Source organism: Flavobacterium sp. LC2016-23 (assembly GCF_009674775.1).
Lineage (GTDB): Bacteria > Bacteroidota > Bacteroidia > Flavobacteriales > Flavobacteriaceae > Flavobacterium.
Genome location: NZ_WKKE01000016.1, coordinates 100,377 through 117,567 on the forward strand (window position 1 = coordinate 100,377; position 17,191 = coordinate 117,567).

A 17,191-nucleotide genomic window follows, 5' to 3' on the forward strand; every position below is an offset into this window, starting at 1 on the left:
TTATTTTTAAAAATCAGAATATGTCTATATTTGCACAAATTAACGCAACACAACAAATGAAATATAAAAGAATTCTTCTAAAACTAAGTGGCGAGGCCTTAATGGGTGATTTACAATACGGAATTGACCCAAAAAGATTAGCCGAATATGCCGAGGAAATTAAGCAAATTCACAGCAAAGGAGTCGAAATTGCTATTGTTATTGGAGGAGGAAATATTTTTAGGGGCGTTGCAGGTGCAAGTGCCGGTATGGATAGAGTACAAGGCGATTATATGGGAATGCTGGCCACCGTAATTAACGGAATGGCCTTGCAGGGTGCGCTGGAAGACAAAGGAATGAAGACACGTTTGCAGACTGCTTTGAAAATGGAATCTATTGCAGAGCCTTACATCAAAAGAAGAGCAGACCGTCACCTTGAAAAAGGAAGAATCGTAATTTTTGGTGCGGGAACAGGAAATCCTTATTTTACTACCGATACGGCAGCCGTTTTAAGAGGAATCGAAATCAATGCTGACGTAATCCTGAAAGGAACACGCGTTGATGGTGTTTACGATTCTGACCCGGAGAAAAATGCTTCGGCAGTAAAATTCGACTTCATCTCTTTTGATGATGTCCTGAAAAAAGGATTAAATGTCATGGACACTACCGCTTTCACCTTAAGCCAGGAAAATAAATTACCAATCGTTGTTTTTGATATGAACAAAATTGGAAATCTGTTGAAAATCTGTGAAGGCGACAACATAGGAACTGTAGTAAATATTTAGACTACGTAGATTGTTGGAATTTTAGATTATTAGATTTCAATAATCGCTTAATATTCAAAAAACAAAAAACATATTAGTTAGTAAATTAGATGCCAAAATTTTTAGAAATCTGAAAATCCAACCATCTGAAAATCTAAAAATCTAAAAAAAATGACTGAAGAAATAGAATTTATATTAGATAGTACTGAAGAATCCATGAATGGTTCGATAGCGCATTTAGAGAAAGAATTTCTTAACATTCGTGCAGGAAAAGCTTCTCCGGCTATGCTTGGAAGTGTTTTTGTAGATTATTACGGATCTGCAACACCACTTTCGCAGGTATCAAAAATCAGTGTTCCTGATGCGAGAACAATTACTTTACAGCCTTTTGAAAAAAACATGCTGCAAGCCATTGAAAAAGCCATCATGATCGCCAATATTGGTTTCAACCCAATGAATAACGGAGACGTTATCATTATCAGTGTTCCGCCTTTGACAGAAGAACGCCGTAGAGATTTGGCCAAACAGGCAAAATCTGAAGCTGAAGATGCAAAAATCGGTGTGCGTAACGTACGTAAAGATGCTAATAGTGATATTAAAAAATTAGAAAAAGAAGGCACTTCTGAAGACATTTGCAAATCTGCAGAAGAAGAAGTTCAGAACTTAACGAATACGTACATTAAAAAAATTGATGAATTATTAGCAGCAAAAGAAGCTGAAATCATGAAAGTGTAATCTTATTCGACACAAAATAAAAATCCGTTTAGTTAAATTGTACTAGACGGATTTTTTTATTGTTATTTTTGCATACCAAAAATTAACTGTTTTCATTTTTGAAACTAGAATCCTCTGTATGAAGCTATTTTGTTTTCTGAGTTTGTTTTTCACGCTGACCATTCAGGCGCAATTTCAAATAAGCGGAATTGTAAATGACTCCAACAACAAACCTCTTCCGTTTGCCACCATCAAAACATCAGACAACTTTAGCACCATAACCGATGTTGATGGTAAATTTACCTTTACAGCTTCAGCTGACTTTGCTTTTTATACAGTCACTTATGTTGGTTTTGAAACGAAAACCATAACTGTCATAAAAAACAAAAAATTCTACACGATTTCCCTTTCCCAGAAAACAGATGATTTAAAAGAAGTCGTCGTTTCAAATGAAAATCCGGCTTTATCAATTTTAAGAAAAGTAATCTTAAATAAAAACACGAATAATCCGCAAAAAAAGCTGAATAGTTTTGAGTACAAAACCTACAATAAACTTATTGTCACTGCTAATCCTGATTCTATTGACGGCCGGATTGATTCTTCGGCAACTTATAAGGATTTAGACAAAAAGAAAATCAACATTGATTCTTCGGATTATAAATTCAAAGAAATCATCAGCAGGCAGCATTTGTTTCAGACTGAAAAAGTGTCGCAATATCAATTTGGAAACCACAAACTTAAAGAAACTGTTCTGGGCAGTAAAATGGCCGGTTTCAGGCAGCCTGTTTATGAAATTATCGCTTTCAACCTGCAATCTATTTCTATTTACGATCCCAAATATGAATTACTGGAAACCAAATACGAAAGTCCGATTTCAGACAACGCTCTTAAAGATTACAATTACAAACTGCTTGATACGGTAAACATAAAAGGCAGGGATACCTACATGATTTATTTCAAAAACAAGCACAAAAGAAAAACTTCAGGACTGGAAGGCGTTTTGTATATCGACCAGGAAAATTTTGCCGTCGCCAAAGCGGTGATGCGTATCAAAGGCGTTTTGGATATTAGCGGCATTCATGAGTTTGAATACGCTCCAAGCGAAAAAATATGGTTTCAAAGCAATACGACCTTTAAAATTGTAAAAGGCAAAAACGAGGAGGATATTAAAATTCTGGGCGGAACAATTCAGTTTGATGCAGACGCGGAAGAAAGTTTAGAACCCAGAAAAAAAGTCGCTTCAGACTTTACTTATTTACTTTCTGAAAGTAACAACTTCGATATTCATTACAATACCAATCCGCCGATAAAAAATCCGGCACTTTATATCGAAATTAAAGACGATGCCAGCAAAAAACCGGAAACTTTCTGGGAAAGCTACCGAAAAGAAAACCTGGATTTAAGAAGCCAGAAAACCTATTTGTTGCTGGACAGCCTTTCGATCAAAAAAAGAGTAGAAAAACGCTTGGGAATAGGCCGAAAAATCATCAATGGTTTCTATCCGGTTGGCCCGGTTGATCTTGACTTAAAGAAAATCATTAGTTATAATAATTACGAAGGGTTCCGATTGGGTCTTGGCGGTATTACCAACGATCGTTTCTCTAAAGATTTCCGTATCGAAGGATATACGGCATACGGAACTAAAGATGGTGCTTTTAAATACAGTATCGGCACGGGAGTTCTGCTTGACAAAAGCACTAATACCTGGATCAACGGTTATTACATGGATGATGTACGGGAAATTGCGAGTACTGTTTTTGCGGTTGACAAGCGTGTTTTTAAAATTTACGATCCGCGTCCGATTAACATTAGTACTTTTTATCAATATACGGGCTGGAGAGCGAATGTTCAGTCTAAAATTATTCCGAAAACCGAAGCTGTTTTAGAAGTATCAAGAAACTTAATCGAACCCAAATTTGATTATCTTTTTAACCTCAACGGCAGATTGTATTCGAGTTACATTATGACCACGGCTATGTTATCTGTAGTCTGGGCGCCCTTTAGTGAATTCATGCAAACGCCAACCGGAAGAAACGAATCTGACAAAAGGTTTCCGAGATTTACTTTCCAGTACACGCAGTCCTTGCCCAATGTTTTGGAAAACGATTTTAATTTTGGCAAAATCGATTTTAAGGCCGAATATGAAAAACAATATCTCAATCGCCAGAAAACAAGTTTACTGCTGCAGGGAGGATATGCTTTTGGGGATGTTCCGATTACACATTTATACAATACGGCTCCGAATAACCTAACCAAAGAGACCATCGTTCAGCGTATTACTTTTTCGGGACGTAACAGTTTTGAAACGATGTTTTTTAATGAGTTTTTCTCCAGCGAATATGTTATGTTTCAAATCAAACATGGTTTTGACCGTATCAAAATTATGAGAAAAGTCCGCCCATCACTGGTTTTGGTGACCCGAATGGCCTGGGGAAATATGGAAAATCCACAGCAGCATGTCGGGCCAGCTTACAAAACACTGGACAAAGGTTATTTTGAATCCGGAATTGAATTAAACAAAATCTACAAAGGGATCGGTTTAGGCGGATTTTACAGATATGGCCCCAATCAGTTACCACGATTTGACGATAATATTGCTGTTAAGATTTCTTATGTGCTTGATTTGGGACTTTAGGGTTAAATCCCAAATTCTAATCCCGAAGCCTCGGGATAAATTCCAAATTCCAACTTTAGCTGTGTGGATTTAGCGGATGTGATTTCTCCTTTCGTCGAAATGACAGAGCGTAAAAAGAAACGCTAATACACAAAATAAAAATCCCAAATCCCAATTTTACGATTGGAATTTGGGATTTTTAAATTATTGGAATTTCTTCCTCCGCCTATGGTTTCAAAATCAAAACCGATGGCGTGTTATTCAGCCACGTGCTTTGCGATTCAATCAGTTTTTTCCAACTGTCTAGACTAATAATCATCAGGTTCTGATTTTCCAGAAACTCTTTCTTGATAGTTCTGTCGTGCATGATCATAATGTGGTTGGGAGCAATCTGTTCTATCGAACGAATCGTTTCCTGGATATCACGTGTGTTTTTCACTTCACCGCTTGCGTCCAGAACCGTAATCTGAGAACCATTGTTGTTGATTAATTTTTTAGCGTATTCAATTAAAAAAGAATCTTCTTTACTGAAAATTGGCATAAAAACCTGATTTACTTCTTCTAAATCCTTATCGATAAAAATCCCAACCGGCATTTTACTTTTGGCAATAATATGACGGGTTCTTTCATCAAAAGGAGAATTTTCGAACAAGCCTTCTTTTCCGGTAAACTTATCGATCAGACGATCCGGATTTACGATTCGGGTGGTAAAGCCAAGGATTTTCCCCAATAAGGTCCCGTCAAAAATAGATTGCCCCAATCCTACCAGCAATAAGTCATACTCGCCCTGATTGGCGGTATCGATAATATCGGTATCAATATCATTCGTCACTTTAAATATACTGACCATATTTTGTTCCAGACGTTCTGATTCCTGAATAACGGGTACTAACATTTTTCGTTCGTGATCTTTTACATCAAACGAATGTATTTCTGTACTTAAAGACAAATGCATTGCCGTAATAATAGAATTATCCCCTTGTTTTTTAACCAGACTGTTCGCAATTCTCAATAATTTCTTACCTCTTTCCGGAGTGGCAAACGAAAGCAAAATCTTGTATTTACTTTTATTTCCGATTTCCTGTGGAATTGCGGTTATTTTATCCTTAAAAATAAATCCGATAAAATCTAAAGCCGGGCCTGTCATAAACGTAGTTACCAGCGCCATAATAACCATCATGGTAAAAATCTCGGTAGATAAAACGCCTAAGTCATACCCAATATTTAAAACCACCAGCTCCATTAAACCACGTGTGTTCATTAAAGCTCCAATGGCCAGACTGTCTTTCCAGCTTTGCCCGACAAATTTGGCAGCAAAAGCACTTCCGAGGAATTTACCGGCAACGGCTACTGCGATTATCACAGCAGTAACTTTCCATAAATAAGGATCGTTTAACAAACCTATTTGTGTACGTAAACCAGTGAAGACAAAGAATAATGGCAATAAGACAATGATCGAAACGTCTTCTACTTTTTCAATAAAAATATTTCTGAATTTATTGTTTTCCGGCATAATGGCTCCTGCTAAGAAAGCGCCGAACAAAGCGTGAATTCCAATTAATTCGGCAGCATAAGCAGAGAATAAAAGTGTCAGGAAGAAAATAGCTACCACAGGTTTATTCAGACTTTCACGGGTTGAGTTTAAGTCTCCCACACGTTTCAGGAACGGACGAACTATTTTCAGCATAATAATTACATACAAAATAGCCAGACCGATTACATATAAAGCACTTGTAAAAGAACCCGCCTTTACAATCGCAATTACAACAGCCAGAATACACCAGGCCGTAATATCATCGGCTGCAGCACAGGTGATGGCGATAGTTCCGAGTTTTGTTTTCTGCATGCCCCGCTCCTGCACGATTCTGGCCAGTACCGGAAATGCAGTGATACTCATTGCAATTCCCATGAATAATCCGAAAGAGGCAAATTCAACCCCAACCGGAGCGAACGTATGATAAATAAAATAAGCCAGTGACAAACCCAATGCAAACGGAATCACAATACTGGCGTGACTGATTACCACAGCATCATGTGCTTTATTTTTAAGCACTTTCAAATCCAGCTCCATTCCGATTACGAACATAAAAAGAATCAAACCAATCTGACTCAAAAATTGTAAGTTCCCTAATGACTCTTTTGGAAATAAAGCCGCTGAAAATTCAGGAAAATACATTCCGACCAAAGAGGGCCCCAAAACGATACCTGCAATCATTTCTCCAATTACAGACGGCTGCCCTATTTTTCTGAAAACCCATCCAAACAAACGTGCTACCAAAATAATAGTCACAATCTGCGCAAGTAAAATAGCCAGAGGATGTTGCAGATTTTCCACCATAGAATGCAAAAAATCATTCCAGTGATTGCTTTCGATTTTTTTCTGAACGATTCCGCGTCCTACTTCGAGTGCGGCACCTTTTGAAATTACCCAATATATCAGAGTTGTAAAACCACCAATAACCGTAATGTAAAATAAGGAGTTTTTAATATTATTCATAACTCGTTTTTTTGATTTTAATGGTGCAAATATCAACACTGAACATGAAGTGAAAAAGGTTTTTTTTACTTAATTTTAAATGTATGTAACAAGTCTGAAAAACTTTGTAATAAGTTAGATAATTGCTCTAAAAACAAGTGTGTTTCCCGAATCGAAAGCCTGATTATAAAGTCAACGAGGGGGCTTCGGCTTCGCTCAGCCTGACATATTTTAGGCCAACTCATCTTGCAAAAACAACTATAATCCTGAGCGGAGTCGAAGGCTTGCATTGCGCAAAAGGGCTTCGACTTCGCTCAGCCTGACTCTATTGTTGTAATTTAAATTTTTACCTTTTTTAAAAAGTCAGCACGGTAGGTTTCGCTCAAGATCAGGGTGCTGTTTTTGTCTTTTTTCTCTAAGTGATGCAGGACAATTTCGTTGTGATTAAAAAATTTAATTGCTTTTACCGCCACAATTTCTTTCTTATTTACACGGCAGAAATCGGCTTCGGGCAATTCGTTTAAAAGCGTATCGAATTTAACGTTTTTCAAATTCAGAAAACTTCCGTCGGCCAAAAGGACTGTTTTATCCCGACTGTCACTAACTGCAGTTTTGATGTACTGGATCTGATTAAAATACAAGAGTGTTTTTCCTTTGTCTGTATTCAGCTGAATGAATTTTTTGGCCGCATCGGGTTTGTGAAAACGCTCAAAAGCTTTTGAGATCGCTTTTTGCAGGCGTTCCAGTTTTACCGGTTTTGTAAGATAATCGACTGCATCAATATTAAAAGCATCCGCCGCATATTCTTTATAGGCCGTACAGAAAATAACCAATTTATTATCGAGCATTTCCGCCAGATGAAGTCCGTCAATTCCGGGCATTTCGATATCTGATATTAGCAAATCAAAATCGAGATTTGGAATATCAGCAAGGAGTTTTTCCGGGTTGTTAAACGTTTTTACGATTTCTACTTCGGGAATTTGTTCGCAAAGCATTTTGAGGTACGTCAATCCCGGCAGCTCATCGTCCAGAAGCAAGCATTTCAGTTTTGTATTCAAGTAAGTCTATTTTTAGATGGGCTATGTAAATATCATTTTCTACAAACCTTTCCAGTTTGAAGTTGTTTTTATAAATAATCCGTAAACGGTGCTCTAAAGTGGCGTGGCCAAAACCGCTGCGTTCTTTTTTTAATACTTTTTTATCGGAAATTTTATTCGAAACAGTCATAAAAAAAGCATTGTCCCTAAATTCAAAAACCACTGATATAAAAGCATCGGCACTTTGCAAATCAGCATGCTTAAAAGCATTTTCGATTAGATCAATAGAAATCAGCGGCGCCAGTAAGGGCTGTTCATAGAGTTTGTCTTCCTTATTGATATTGGTTTTGATCTTCAGTTCAAAAAGTGGACTGATTTTGATTTTATTGATTTCGATTAAATTCAGCGCAAAATCAATTTCTTCTTTTGCCGTTACAAATTTCTTTTTGCTTTCGTACAAAATATAATCCAGTACATTCGCCAGTTTATCCAAAGCAAAATACGTTTGATAGGCATGAGACTGAATCGAATTCAGTATATTCTTAAACAAATGCGGATTGAGTTTCGACTCCAGCGTTTCCAGCTGCAAATCATTCACTTTCATTTCGAGTGCATAAAAACTCTTTTCGGCATCGTCTTTTGCTTTTTTGAATTGCATCAGTTGGTAGATCAAAAAGCAGATGATGACAATCAGCAATAAAAGAATTGCGAGAAATATAAATGTGATGGTGTTGTTTTCCTGCATTGTTATTTAAAGTTTAAACGTTTTTTTCGCCACGACCCGAGTGATAGCGAACAGGCGAAGCAATTGCACGAATTACACAAATTTAAAATCCCGATATCTGCAAATCTGCAAAATCTGTGTGGGTTTTGTTTGCCACTCCCAATAGCTCTCGGTATAAGAGATTATATTTTTTTTGCCACGAATTGCACAAATAAACACGAATTATAACATCTGTTTAATCTGCAAAATCTGCGGGAACTTTTTTGCCACAGATTAAAATAATTTTATAATCCGTGTAAATCAGTACAATCCGTAAAATCCGTGACCTATAATTTAATGACTGGACACAAATTTCAATCCGATAATCGAAGCGATTAAAGTCGAAAGAAAAAAGATTCTCCAGAAAGTTGCCGGCTCTTTAAAAACCAAGACACCAACCAAAACAGTTCCAACAGCGCCAATTCCTGTCCAGACGGCATACGCCGTACCAATAGGCAAAACCTGAGTCGCTTTGTACAGCAAAAGCATACTGATCGAAAGACAGACAAAAAAACCTGCCATCCAATAGGTCGAGATCATTCCGGTGGTTTCTTTAGCTTTTCCTAAGCAGGATGCAAATCCAACTTCGAAAAGTCCGGCGATAATCAATAAAATCCAGTTCATTTTCGTTTCCTTTTTTAAATTTGAATACAAATATGAGAAAAGCCCGTGGAGAAACCATCAAAAGAAACCAATATTATCACAAAACTAATATGAATATTTGTGTTAACAAAAAGTAAAAACGAGTTCGATTAATTATGATTTAGAGTGCTTTTCACTACATTTGCAACCATTTTAAAGATTTTATGAAAAACACCATTCAAGTTGGATTTTGGGAAAAAATAGCCCGACTCATACTTAAAAACAGAATAACAATTTTGATTGTTCTTGCTGTTTTAACACTATTCCTTGCTTTCCAATGGAAAAACCTGGCCATGACTTATACCGAAGCCAATTTGCTTCCTAAAGATCATATTGCAAATAAAGACTATCAAAAGTTTTTAGACAGGTTTGGTGAAGAAGGGAATCTCGTGGTTATTGGTTTTAAGGATCCGAACTTTTTTACACCAAAAAATTACGCTGCCTGGAATGAGCTGATGACCGGTTTGAAAAATTCGAAAGAAGTTGATCTGGTCGTTTCATTAAATGATTTAAAGAAATTAGAAAAAGATACGGTTAATGAAAAATTCGTTTTATCGCCTTTTATCAATCAAAATAAAACGCACGATCCGGCTTATTTAAAAAATGTTCAATACGATTTGTTTCACAATCTGCCTTTTTACGAGGGATTGTTATTTAACAAAGAAAGCGGTAGTGTGCGTTCTGCAGTTTACATCAATAAAGCATTGGTAAACACCGCGGAAAGAAAGACTTTTATTCTTCAAAATCTGGTTCCGAAAATCGATAAATTCGAAAAAACCACGGGAGTTGATCTTCGTGTTTCGGGAATGCCCTACATCAGAACCATCAATGCCGATAACATGAAAGGTGAGATCGGGCTTTTTATCGGAGCGGCTTTGTTTACCGTTTCTTTAATTTTCTTTTTCTTTTTCCGTTCCTTCAGGGCAACATTTATTTCGATTTGTATTTTAATTGTGGGTGTCATCTGGTCGTTTGGAACTTTAGGATTGTTTCATTACAAAATCACGATTTTAACCGCTATTATTCCGCCATTGATTATCGTAATCGGAATCACAAACTGTATTTTCCTCATCAATAAATACCAGCAGGAAATCAAATTGCACAGTAACCAGGCAAAAGCGCTGCAGCGTATTATTTCTAAAATCGGCGTTTCGACTTTAATGACGAATTTAACAACTGCCATTGGTTTTGCCACTTTTATGATCACAGGTAACGATTTGCTTTTTGAGTTTGGTCTGGTGACTTCGATCAATGTGATTTCGGTTTATTTACTGACCCTTTTGATTGTGCCGATTGTATACAGTTTTATGTCAATGCCAAATGAAAAACATTTGTATCATTTGACCAAAACCTACATTTCGACTTTGCTTGACTTTGTTGAAAATGTGGTAAAAAATAAACGAAAAGTTATTTATACGATTTACGGATTACTATTGGTTTTCAGTGTTATCGGGGTTTCGCAAATGAAAGTTTCCGGTAGTCTGATTGGCGAAATGCCAAAAAGCGCTTCGTTTTTTAAGGATATTTTATTCTACGAAAAAGAATTCAACGGCGTGATGCCACTCGAAATAATGATCGACACCAAGCGCAAAAAAGGGGTAATGAAATTATCGACGATGCGCAAAATGGACGAACTTCAAAACACTATCGCTTCAATGCCGGAATTATCAAAACCGGTTTCTGTAGTGAATCTGGTTAAATATTCGAAACAGGCTTTTTATAACGGAAATCCGGAATATTACCAATTGCCGACTTCGCAGGAACAGACTTTTATTTTGTCGTACGCTAAAAATGCAACGAAAAACAGCAAAGACAATTTAATGAAAAGCTATGTGGATTCCACCGGACAATATGCCCGAATCACGACTTTCATGAGAGATATTGGTACCGATGAAATGGCGAAAGTGGAGAAAAAACTGCACGCCAAAATCGATGAGATTTTCCCTTCCGACCGTTATGAAGTTACCGTAACCGGAAAAGCTTTGGTGTTCCAGAAAGGAACTTCGTATCTGGTAGACAACTTAATCGAATCGTTGATTTTTGCCATTTTGGTAATTGCAGCTTTGATGTTGTATTTATTCAGATCGTTTAAAATGGTATTTGCTTCGGTTATCACGAATATTTTACCGCTTTGTATTACGTCGGGATTAATGGGGTATTTCGGAATTCCGTTGAAACCATCAACGATTTTGGTCTTTAGTATTGCGTTTGGAATTTCGGTTGATAATGCGATTCAGTTTATGGCGAAATACAAACATGATTTATTGCAGAATAACGGAAAAGTAAAAAAATCTGTTTTCAGTGCTTTGAGAGAAACCGGAATCAGTACTTTTTATACTTCGGTAGTTTTGATTTTAGGTTTTGCTACTTTCACGCTTTCAAGCTTTAGCGGAACAATTGCGCTTGGCGGGTTAATTTCGTGTACTTTGGCGTTTGCGATGTTTGCGAATTTATTGGTTCTACCTGCTTTGGTTCTGACTTTTGAGAAGAAGAAGGCGAAGAAAGAGGATTTAGAGGGTTTGGAGGGAAACGCTAATTTCACAAATTAGCATAAAAAGTCTAAAGCAAACTTTATATGAAAAAAATTATACTGGCAATTCTTATATTGAATATAAATTTGATGTTTTCTCAAAATTATTTTGAAGGCAAAAACTTATATTGCAAATCTGAGAATCCAGAGGCAATTGAGTTATTTAATGTTGGTATTGAAACTCTTTATTTAAATAGATCATTAGATAAAAAATATCTACAAATGACATCTAAAGCTTTTTTTCAAGCTTATAAAAAAGATACAACTTTTTGCGATGCATTATTTTTTACAGGCTATACTTTAAAATTACTAAACGATAAAAATGCTTTGGCTTATTATATGTTAGCAGACAGTTCATATAACAAATCCATTGAATTCAAAACTAATCTTGCAGCAGAATGTTTACGATATGGTATTGAAAAAACCATAAAACTTGCACGAAAAAAGTATACTGAAATAATTAAACTATTCCCTGAAAACCCTGAAGGATATTACGGATTCGCAGTTACCGCACCAATTTTAGGAGATTATGAAAAAGGATTAGAAAATATAAATACTGCTATACAGAAATATATAATTATAAATCCAAAATTGGGAAATGATGTATTATTTATAAAAGGAATTCTACTATCATTAAACAAAAGATACGAAGAAGCCCTGCCCTTTCTAGAAAATGTTTCATCGACATATAAAAAAGATTTTAATTTTAGAGTTCATTATTCACTTTGCCTATTAAAAGCTTCGGAGATAACAAAAGATGAGAAAATGAAACAAAAGGCTCAAAAAATTTACGAGAAAATAGAGGAAAAGGATCAAATTCCCGATGAGCTAAAAGAGTTATTCGTATTTTAAAAATCAAAAAGGCAATCTAGTTATTAGTGACTAAAAGAGCGATTTCAGATAATTTAATCTTTTTGAAACAAAGCAAGTTAATTTGTTAAATTACTTCTCTTACATTGTTCGGTTGCTCAGTTCTCCGCAATGACAAGATAAGCTTTTGGGGGTCTTTTGAAAACTGGAGTCCTAGCCCTGATAGAAGCGGTATCCTTTTTAGGCCATTTGAAATATCTTATTTACCGTAAACGATCTGCCTAAAAAGATATAGCGGATAGCAGGAAACAGCTTCTAATTTTAATAATTATCGTTTATATTTGCAACTCGATATAAAACACTGATTTTATTTTAATCTAAAATCAGAAATCTAAAATCTAAAATTAAAATGAAACACACAAAAGTTAAAGACTTATTAATCAGTACTACGACGCTTCAGGAAGTTAATGCAAAAGGATGGGTGAGAACTTTTAGAAATAATCAGTTCATCGCGCTAAACGACGGTTCTACCATTAATAATATACAATGTGTTGTTGATTTTGAAAATACAGCGGAAGAAACTTTAAAAAGAATCACCACCGGAGCTGCCGTTTCTGTAATTGGAACTTTGGTAGAAAGTAAGGGTGCAGGTCAGAAATATGAAATTCAGGTTCAAAAACTGGAAATTTTAGGAGATTCAGATGCGGAGAAATTCCCAATGCAGCCTAAAAAACATTCCCTTGAATTTTTACGTGAGAATGCACATTTACGTGTGCGTACGAATGCTTTTGGAGCCATTATGCGTGTGCGTTCGGTATTGTCATTTGCGGTGCACAAGTATTTCCAGGAAAAAGGTTTCGTATATGTAAATACGCCAATCATTACCGGTTCTGATGCGGAAGGTGCCGGAGAAATGTTTAAAGTGACCGCTTTACCATTTGACAACACGCCAAGAACAGAAGACGGAAAAGTAAATTATAAAGAGGATTTCTTCGGAAAAGAAACAAACTTAACGGTTTCAGGACAATTGGAAGGGGAAACTTTCGCTATGGCTTTGGGACAGATTTATACGTTTGGACCAACTTTCAGAGCTGAAAACTCAAACACTTCGCGTCACCTGGCAGAGTTCTGGATGATCGAGCCGGAAGTAGCTTTTAATGACCTGGATGACAATATGGATCTGGCTGAAGATTTTATTCAGTACGTAATCAAATATGCGTTGGACAATTGCGTTGATGATTTGAAATTTCTGGAAGGAAGACTTTTGGAAGAAGAAAAATCAAAACCACAGGCCGACAGAAGCGAAATGCCTTTGCTGGAAAAATTAAACTTCGTTTTGGAGAACAACTTCAAACGTGTTTCTTATACAGAAGCTATTGACATTTTGAGAGAGTCCACGCCAAACAAAAAGAAAAAATTCAACTATATCATTAACGAATGGGGCGCTGATTTACAGTCAGAACACGAACGTTATTTAGTAGAAAAGCACTTTAAATGTCCGGTAATTTTATTCGATTACCCGGCAAACATCAAAGCGTTTTACATGCGTCTGAATGAAGATGGGAAAACAGTTCGTGCCATGGATATCCTTTTCCCGGGAATTGGAGAAATCGTAGGTGGTTCTGAAAGAGAAGAGCGTTACGATGTTTTAATTGAAAAAATGAAAGCCCTGGAAATCGACGAAGAAGAATTATCCTGGTATTTAGACACCAGAAGATTCGGATCGGCGACCCACGCAGGTTTCGGACTTGGATTTGAGCGTCTGGTATTGTTTGTAACAGGAATGACAAACATCAGAGACGTAATTCCTTTCCCGAGAACTCCGGGGAATGCAGAGTTTTAATAAAAGGCACTGAGAGGCTGAGATACTAAGCTTCTAAGTTTTTTAAATAGAAATGAAAAAAAATAATTTAATCCGAATTTAATTCGTCAATAAAAGATACTCAGTGCCTTAGTGCCTCAGTAACTTAGTCACTTTTTTTTATGCTAAAGCAATTTTTAAATTTAAAATTATCCCAAAAATTATCTCCACAGCAAATTCAGCTGATGAAGTTAATTCAATTGCCTACGCAAGCTTTTGAACAGCGTTTATTAGAAGAAATGAACGAAAATCCGGCTTTAGAAGCCGGAAAAGAAGACGAATACGAAGCCGATGAATTTGCGAATGAAGAATACGACGATTATGACGATGCAGAATCGGACAGAATTGAAGCAGACGATATTAATATAGATGAATACCTAAGCGACGACGACACTCCGGATTATAAAACGCAGGTTAACAATTACGGGGACGAGGAAGAACGTGAAACTCCTTTTGCTTCTCCGATTAGTTTTCATCAGGATTTAATCAATCAGCTGAATACTTTTATTCTGAATGATGAAGAGCGCGAAATCGCTGAATTCCTCGTGGGAAGTATTGATGACATGGGGTATATCCGCAGAAGTGTTGCCGACATTGTAGACGACATGGCTTTTACGCAGGGTATTTATACCGATGAAGCAATGGTTGAAAAGATGCTGCATGTGATTCACGAGCTGGAGCCTTCGGGAGTCGGGGCACGTGATTTACAGGAATGTTTATTATTGCAGTTAAAGCACAAAACACCAACCGAATATGTTGATTTAGCGATTGACATTATCGAAAATCAGTTTGATGCTTTCACCAAAAAACACTACGACAAACTATTACAGAAATACAGTGTTTCTAACGAACAGCTTAAAAAAGCCATTCACGAAATCGAAAGACTAAACCCAAAACCGGGAGGATCTTACACCGGAAATAATAAAGTCACAGAGAATGTCGTTCCGGATTTTGCGATCCGAATTACAGACGGCGAGCTGGAACTGACCTTAAACGGAAGAAATGCCCCTTCCCTGCACGTTTCTAAGGATTATCAGGAAATGATGCAAACGTATAAAGATTCCCGTGATAAATCGACTGCACAAAAAGATGCCGTTCAGTTTATCAAACAAAAACTGGATTCTGCCAAGTGGTTTATCGATGCGATAAGACAGCGTCAGGAAACGCTTTTTGTGACCATGAATGCAATTATGCATTATCAGGAAGAGTATTTCCTGGATGGCGACGAAACGAAGCTAAAACCAATGATCTTAAAAGATATTGCAGATATGGTTGGATTGGATATTTCGACGATTTCCCGTGTAGCCAACAGCAAATATGTAGAAACACCTTACGGAACAAAACTGATTAAGGAATTCTTCTCTGAAGCCATGAAAAATGATCAGGGTGAAGATGTTTCGACTTTAGAGATCAAAAAAATACTTCAGAATACAATTGAAGAAGAAGATAAAAAGAAACCGCTTCCGGACGATCAGCTGGCTGATATCCTAAAAGAAAAAGGCTATCCGATTGCCCGAAGAACAATCGCAAAATACCGCGAGCAGCTTGATATTCCGGTAGCAAGAATGAGAAAAAAGATTTAAATCTTTTATTTTAACTTTTACAACAAACCCGACAGGTTTTAAAAACCTGTCGGGTTTTGTTTTATTATTCAAAGTCTAAAAATCACCATGGTTGCCAGGCTGAGCGGAGTCGAAGCCTTTTTCTAGTAACCGAGTCTTCGACTTCGCTCAGGGTGACAGTAGTTTTCAAAAACGAAAAATAACCATAGTTGTCCGGCTGAGCGGAGTCGAAGCCTTTTATGCAATCGGGAATTCAACTTCGAGGGTGAAAGTAGTTTTCAAAAACAACAAACCCGACAGGTTTTAAAACCTGTCGGGTTTACTATATGAATCGGATAAGATTTTCAATTACTTATACTGGTCCGGTGCTATTGTAATTTTAAACAGAAAGACTTTATTTTTATCACTGTAACTGTAAAACAACGCAAAATCATTGTCCCTAAAAGCCTGAAGACCCGGATTTGTTTTGGCTGTGCTTATCAGACTTTTTTCAATTTCTTTTTGTATAACGCCTATATCAGCAGTCTTCTTTTCTACATGCAGCAAGGTTAAATTATACTGGGCCGCTTTCTTTTCCGGCAAACTTACACTGTCCAGACGAATCCCTTCCTGAATTAGTAAAGGGCAATTTTTATTGTACTTCGTCACCAGTTCCGTTATTTCACTATTCAGGGCGTTCGTACTTTTGTAGAAATAAAACTGACCTAAAACTACCAAAATGACGGCAATTCCGATTGCAACTAATAAACGTATATTCTGTTTTCTTTTATTTTCTTTTTCCTGCATAATTTATTTTAGCTTAAATACTCTTAGAAAATCAGAAGAGCACTTTATTTTTCCTGATTTTTTTTCATGGCGTTATAATACGCCGCACGGCTAAGTGGCTCATATTCTTCTGTTTCTCCCAGCATAACCAATTTATCATTATCGGTTTTTCTGAAACTGTAATTGGCTAAGTTTCCCGTTCTGGTGCAAACCGCATGAACTTTGGTCACATATTCGGCAGTCGCCATAAGTGCCGGCATCGGGCCAAAGGGATTTCCTTTAAAATCCATATCCAGTCCGGCTACAATGACACGAATTCCCTGATTGGCCAAATCGTTACAAACGGTAACAATTTCATCATCAAAAAACTGTGCTTCATCAATACCAATTACATCACAGCCTTGTGCTAAAATAGCGATATTAGCCGCGGCAGGAACCGGAGTGGAACGAATTTCGTTGGCGTCGTGAGACACCACCATTTCATCATGATAGCGGGTGTCAATAGCGGGTTTAAAAATTTCGACTTTTTGTTTGGCAAATTGAGCACGTTTTAATCTGCGGATTAACTCCTCGGTTTTACCCGAAAACATTGATCCACAAATAACTTCAATCCAACCAAACTGTTCTTTGTGATTTACTGTATTTTCGAGAAACATTTTGTATTTTTCTACTTT

13 protein-coding genes are annotated in these 17,191 nt (G+C 36.8%); 7 read left to right on the forward strand and 6 right to left on the reverse strand.

All coding sequences use genetic code 11. The features are described 5' to 3' along the window. Window positions 1–56 precede the first annotated feature (56 nt). The 3 genes from pyrH to GJU43_RS14730 all read left to right on the forward strand — a co-directional run bounded on the left by pyrH (window position 57) and on the right by GJU43_RS14730 (window position 4,092). Window positions 57–764, forward strand: a complete 708-nt coding sequence (gene pyrH / locus GJU43_RS14720; protein WP_127340530.1) for a UMP kinase — start codon at window positions 57–59, stop codon at window positions 762–764. 150 nt (window positions 765–914) lie between these two features. Further along, window positions 915–1,478, forward strand: a complete 564-nt coding sequence (gene frr, locus GJU43_RS14725) for a ribosome recycling factor (RefSeq protein ID WP_154341518.1) — start codon at window positions 915–917, stop codon at window positions 1,476–1,478. Between the two features lie 118 nt (window positions 1,479–1,596). Then, window positions 1,597–4,092, forward strand: a complete 2,496-nt coding sequence (locus GJU43_RS14730) for a DUF5686 family protein (RefSeq protein ID WP_154341519.1) — start codon at window positions 1,597–1,599, stop codon at window positions 4,090–4,092. A gap of 205 nt (window positions 4,093–4,297) precedes the next feature. Here GJU43_RS14730 and GJU43_RS14735 read toward each other — a convergent pair whose 3' ends face one another. From GJU43_RS14735 to GJU43_RS14750, 4 genes are all read right to left on the reverse strand, one after another. Further along, window positions 4,298–6,568: a cation:proton antiporter gene (locus GJU43_RS14735; protein WP_154341520.1), complete on the reverse strand. Its 2,271-nt coding sequence runs from the start codon at window positions 6,566–6,568 to the stop codon at window positions 4,298–4,300. A gap of 317 nt (window positions 6,569–6,885) precedes the next feature. Next, entirely contained in the window at window positions 6,886–7,605 is a 720-nt protein-coding gene (locus GJU43_RS14740) for a LytTR family DNA-binding domain-containing protein (protein ID WP_154341521.1), read from the reverse strand. Continuing rightward, window positions 7,568–8,329: a histidine kinase gene (locus tag GJU43_RS14745; protein WP_154341522.1), complete on the reverse strand. Its 762-nt coding sequence runs from the start codon at window positions 8,327–8,329 to the stop codon at window positions 7,568–7,570. The genes GJU43_RS14740 and GJU43_RS14745 overlap by 38 nt, the downstream gene beginning before the upstream one ends. 312 nt (window positions 8,330–8,641) lie before the next feature. Then, window positions 8,642–8,971, reverse strand: a complete 330-nt coding sequence (locus tag GJU43_RS14750; protein WP_154341523.1) for a multidrug efflux SMR transporter — start codon at window positions 8,969–8,971, stop codon at window positions 8,642–8,644. A gap of 182 nt (window positions 8,972–9,153) precedes the next feature. Between GJU43_RS14750 and GJU43_RS14755 the strand changes: the two genes are divergently transcribed. From GJU43_RS14755 to rpoN, 4 genes are all read left to right on the forward strand, one after another. After that, window positions 9,154–11,538, forward strand: a complete 2,385-nt coding sequence (locus GJU43_RS14755; protein ID WP_154341524.1) for an RND family transporter — start codon at window positions 9,154–9,156, stop codon at window positions 11,536–11,538. Between the two features lie 26 nt (window positions 11,539–11,564). Next, window positions 11,565–12,371 (forward strand): hypothetical protein, encoded by an 807-nt coding sequence (locus GJU43_RS14760; RefSeq protein WP_154341525.1) that lies wholly within the window; start codon window positions 11,565–11,567, stop codon window positions 12,369–12,371. A gap of 367 nt (window positions 12,372–12,738) precedes the next feature. Continuing rightward, window positions 12,739–14,172 (forward strand): asparagine--tRNA ligase, encoded by a 1,434-nt coding sequence (gene asnS, locus GJU43_RS14765; protein WP_154341526.1) that lies wholly within the window; start codon window positions 12,739–12,741, stop codon window positions 14,170–14,172. A gap of 140 nt (window positions 14,173–14,312) precedes the next feature. Beyond that, window positions 14,313–15,773, forward strand: coding sequence for an RNA polymerase factor sigma-54 (gene rpoN / locus GJU43_RS14770; RefSeq protein WP_154341527.1), 1,461 nt, complete (start codon window positions 14,313–14,315; stop codon window positions 15,771–15,773). A gap of 327 nt (window positions 15,774–16,100) precedes the next feature. Here rpoN and GJU43_RS14775 read toward each other — a convergent pair whose 3' ends face one another. Together GJU43_RS14775 and GJU43_RS14780 are read right to left on the reverse strand one after the other, a co-directional pair. Continuing rightward, entirely contained in the window at window positions 16,101–16,538 is a 438-nt protein-coding gene (locus GJU43_RS14775; RefSeq protein ID WP_154341528.1) for a hypothetical protein, read from the reverse strand. 44 nt (window positions 16,539–16,582) lie between these two features. Then, window positions 16,583–17,173: a thymidine kinase gene (locus tag GJU43_RS14780; protein WP_042565610.1), complete on the reverse strand. Its 591-nt coding sequence runs from the start codon at window positions 17,171–17,173 to the stop codon at window positions 16,583–16,585. Between the last annotated feature and the right edge of the window lie 18 nt (window positions 17,174–17,191).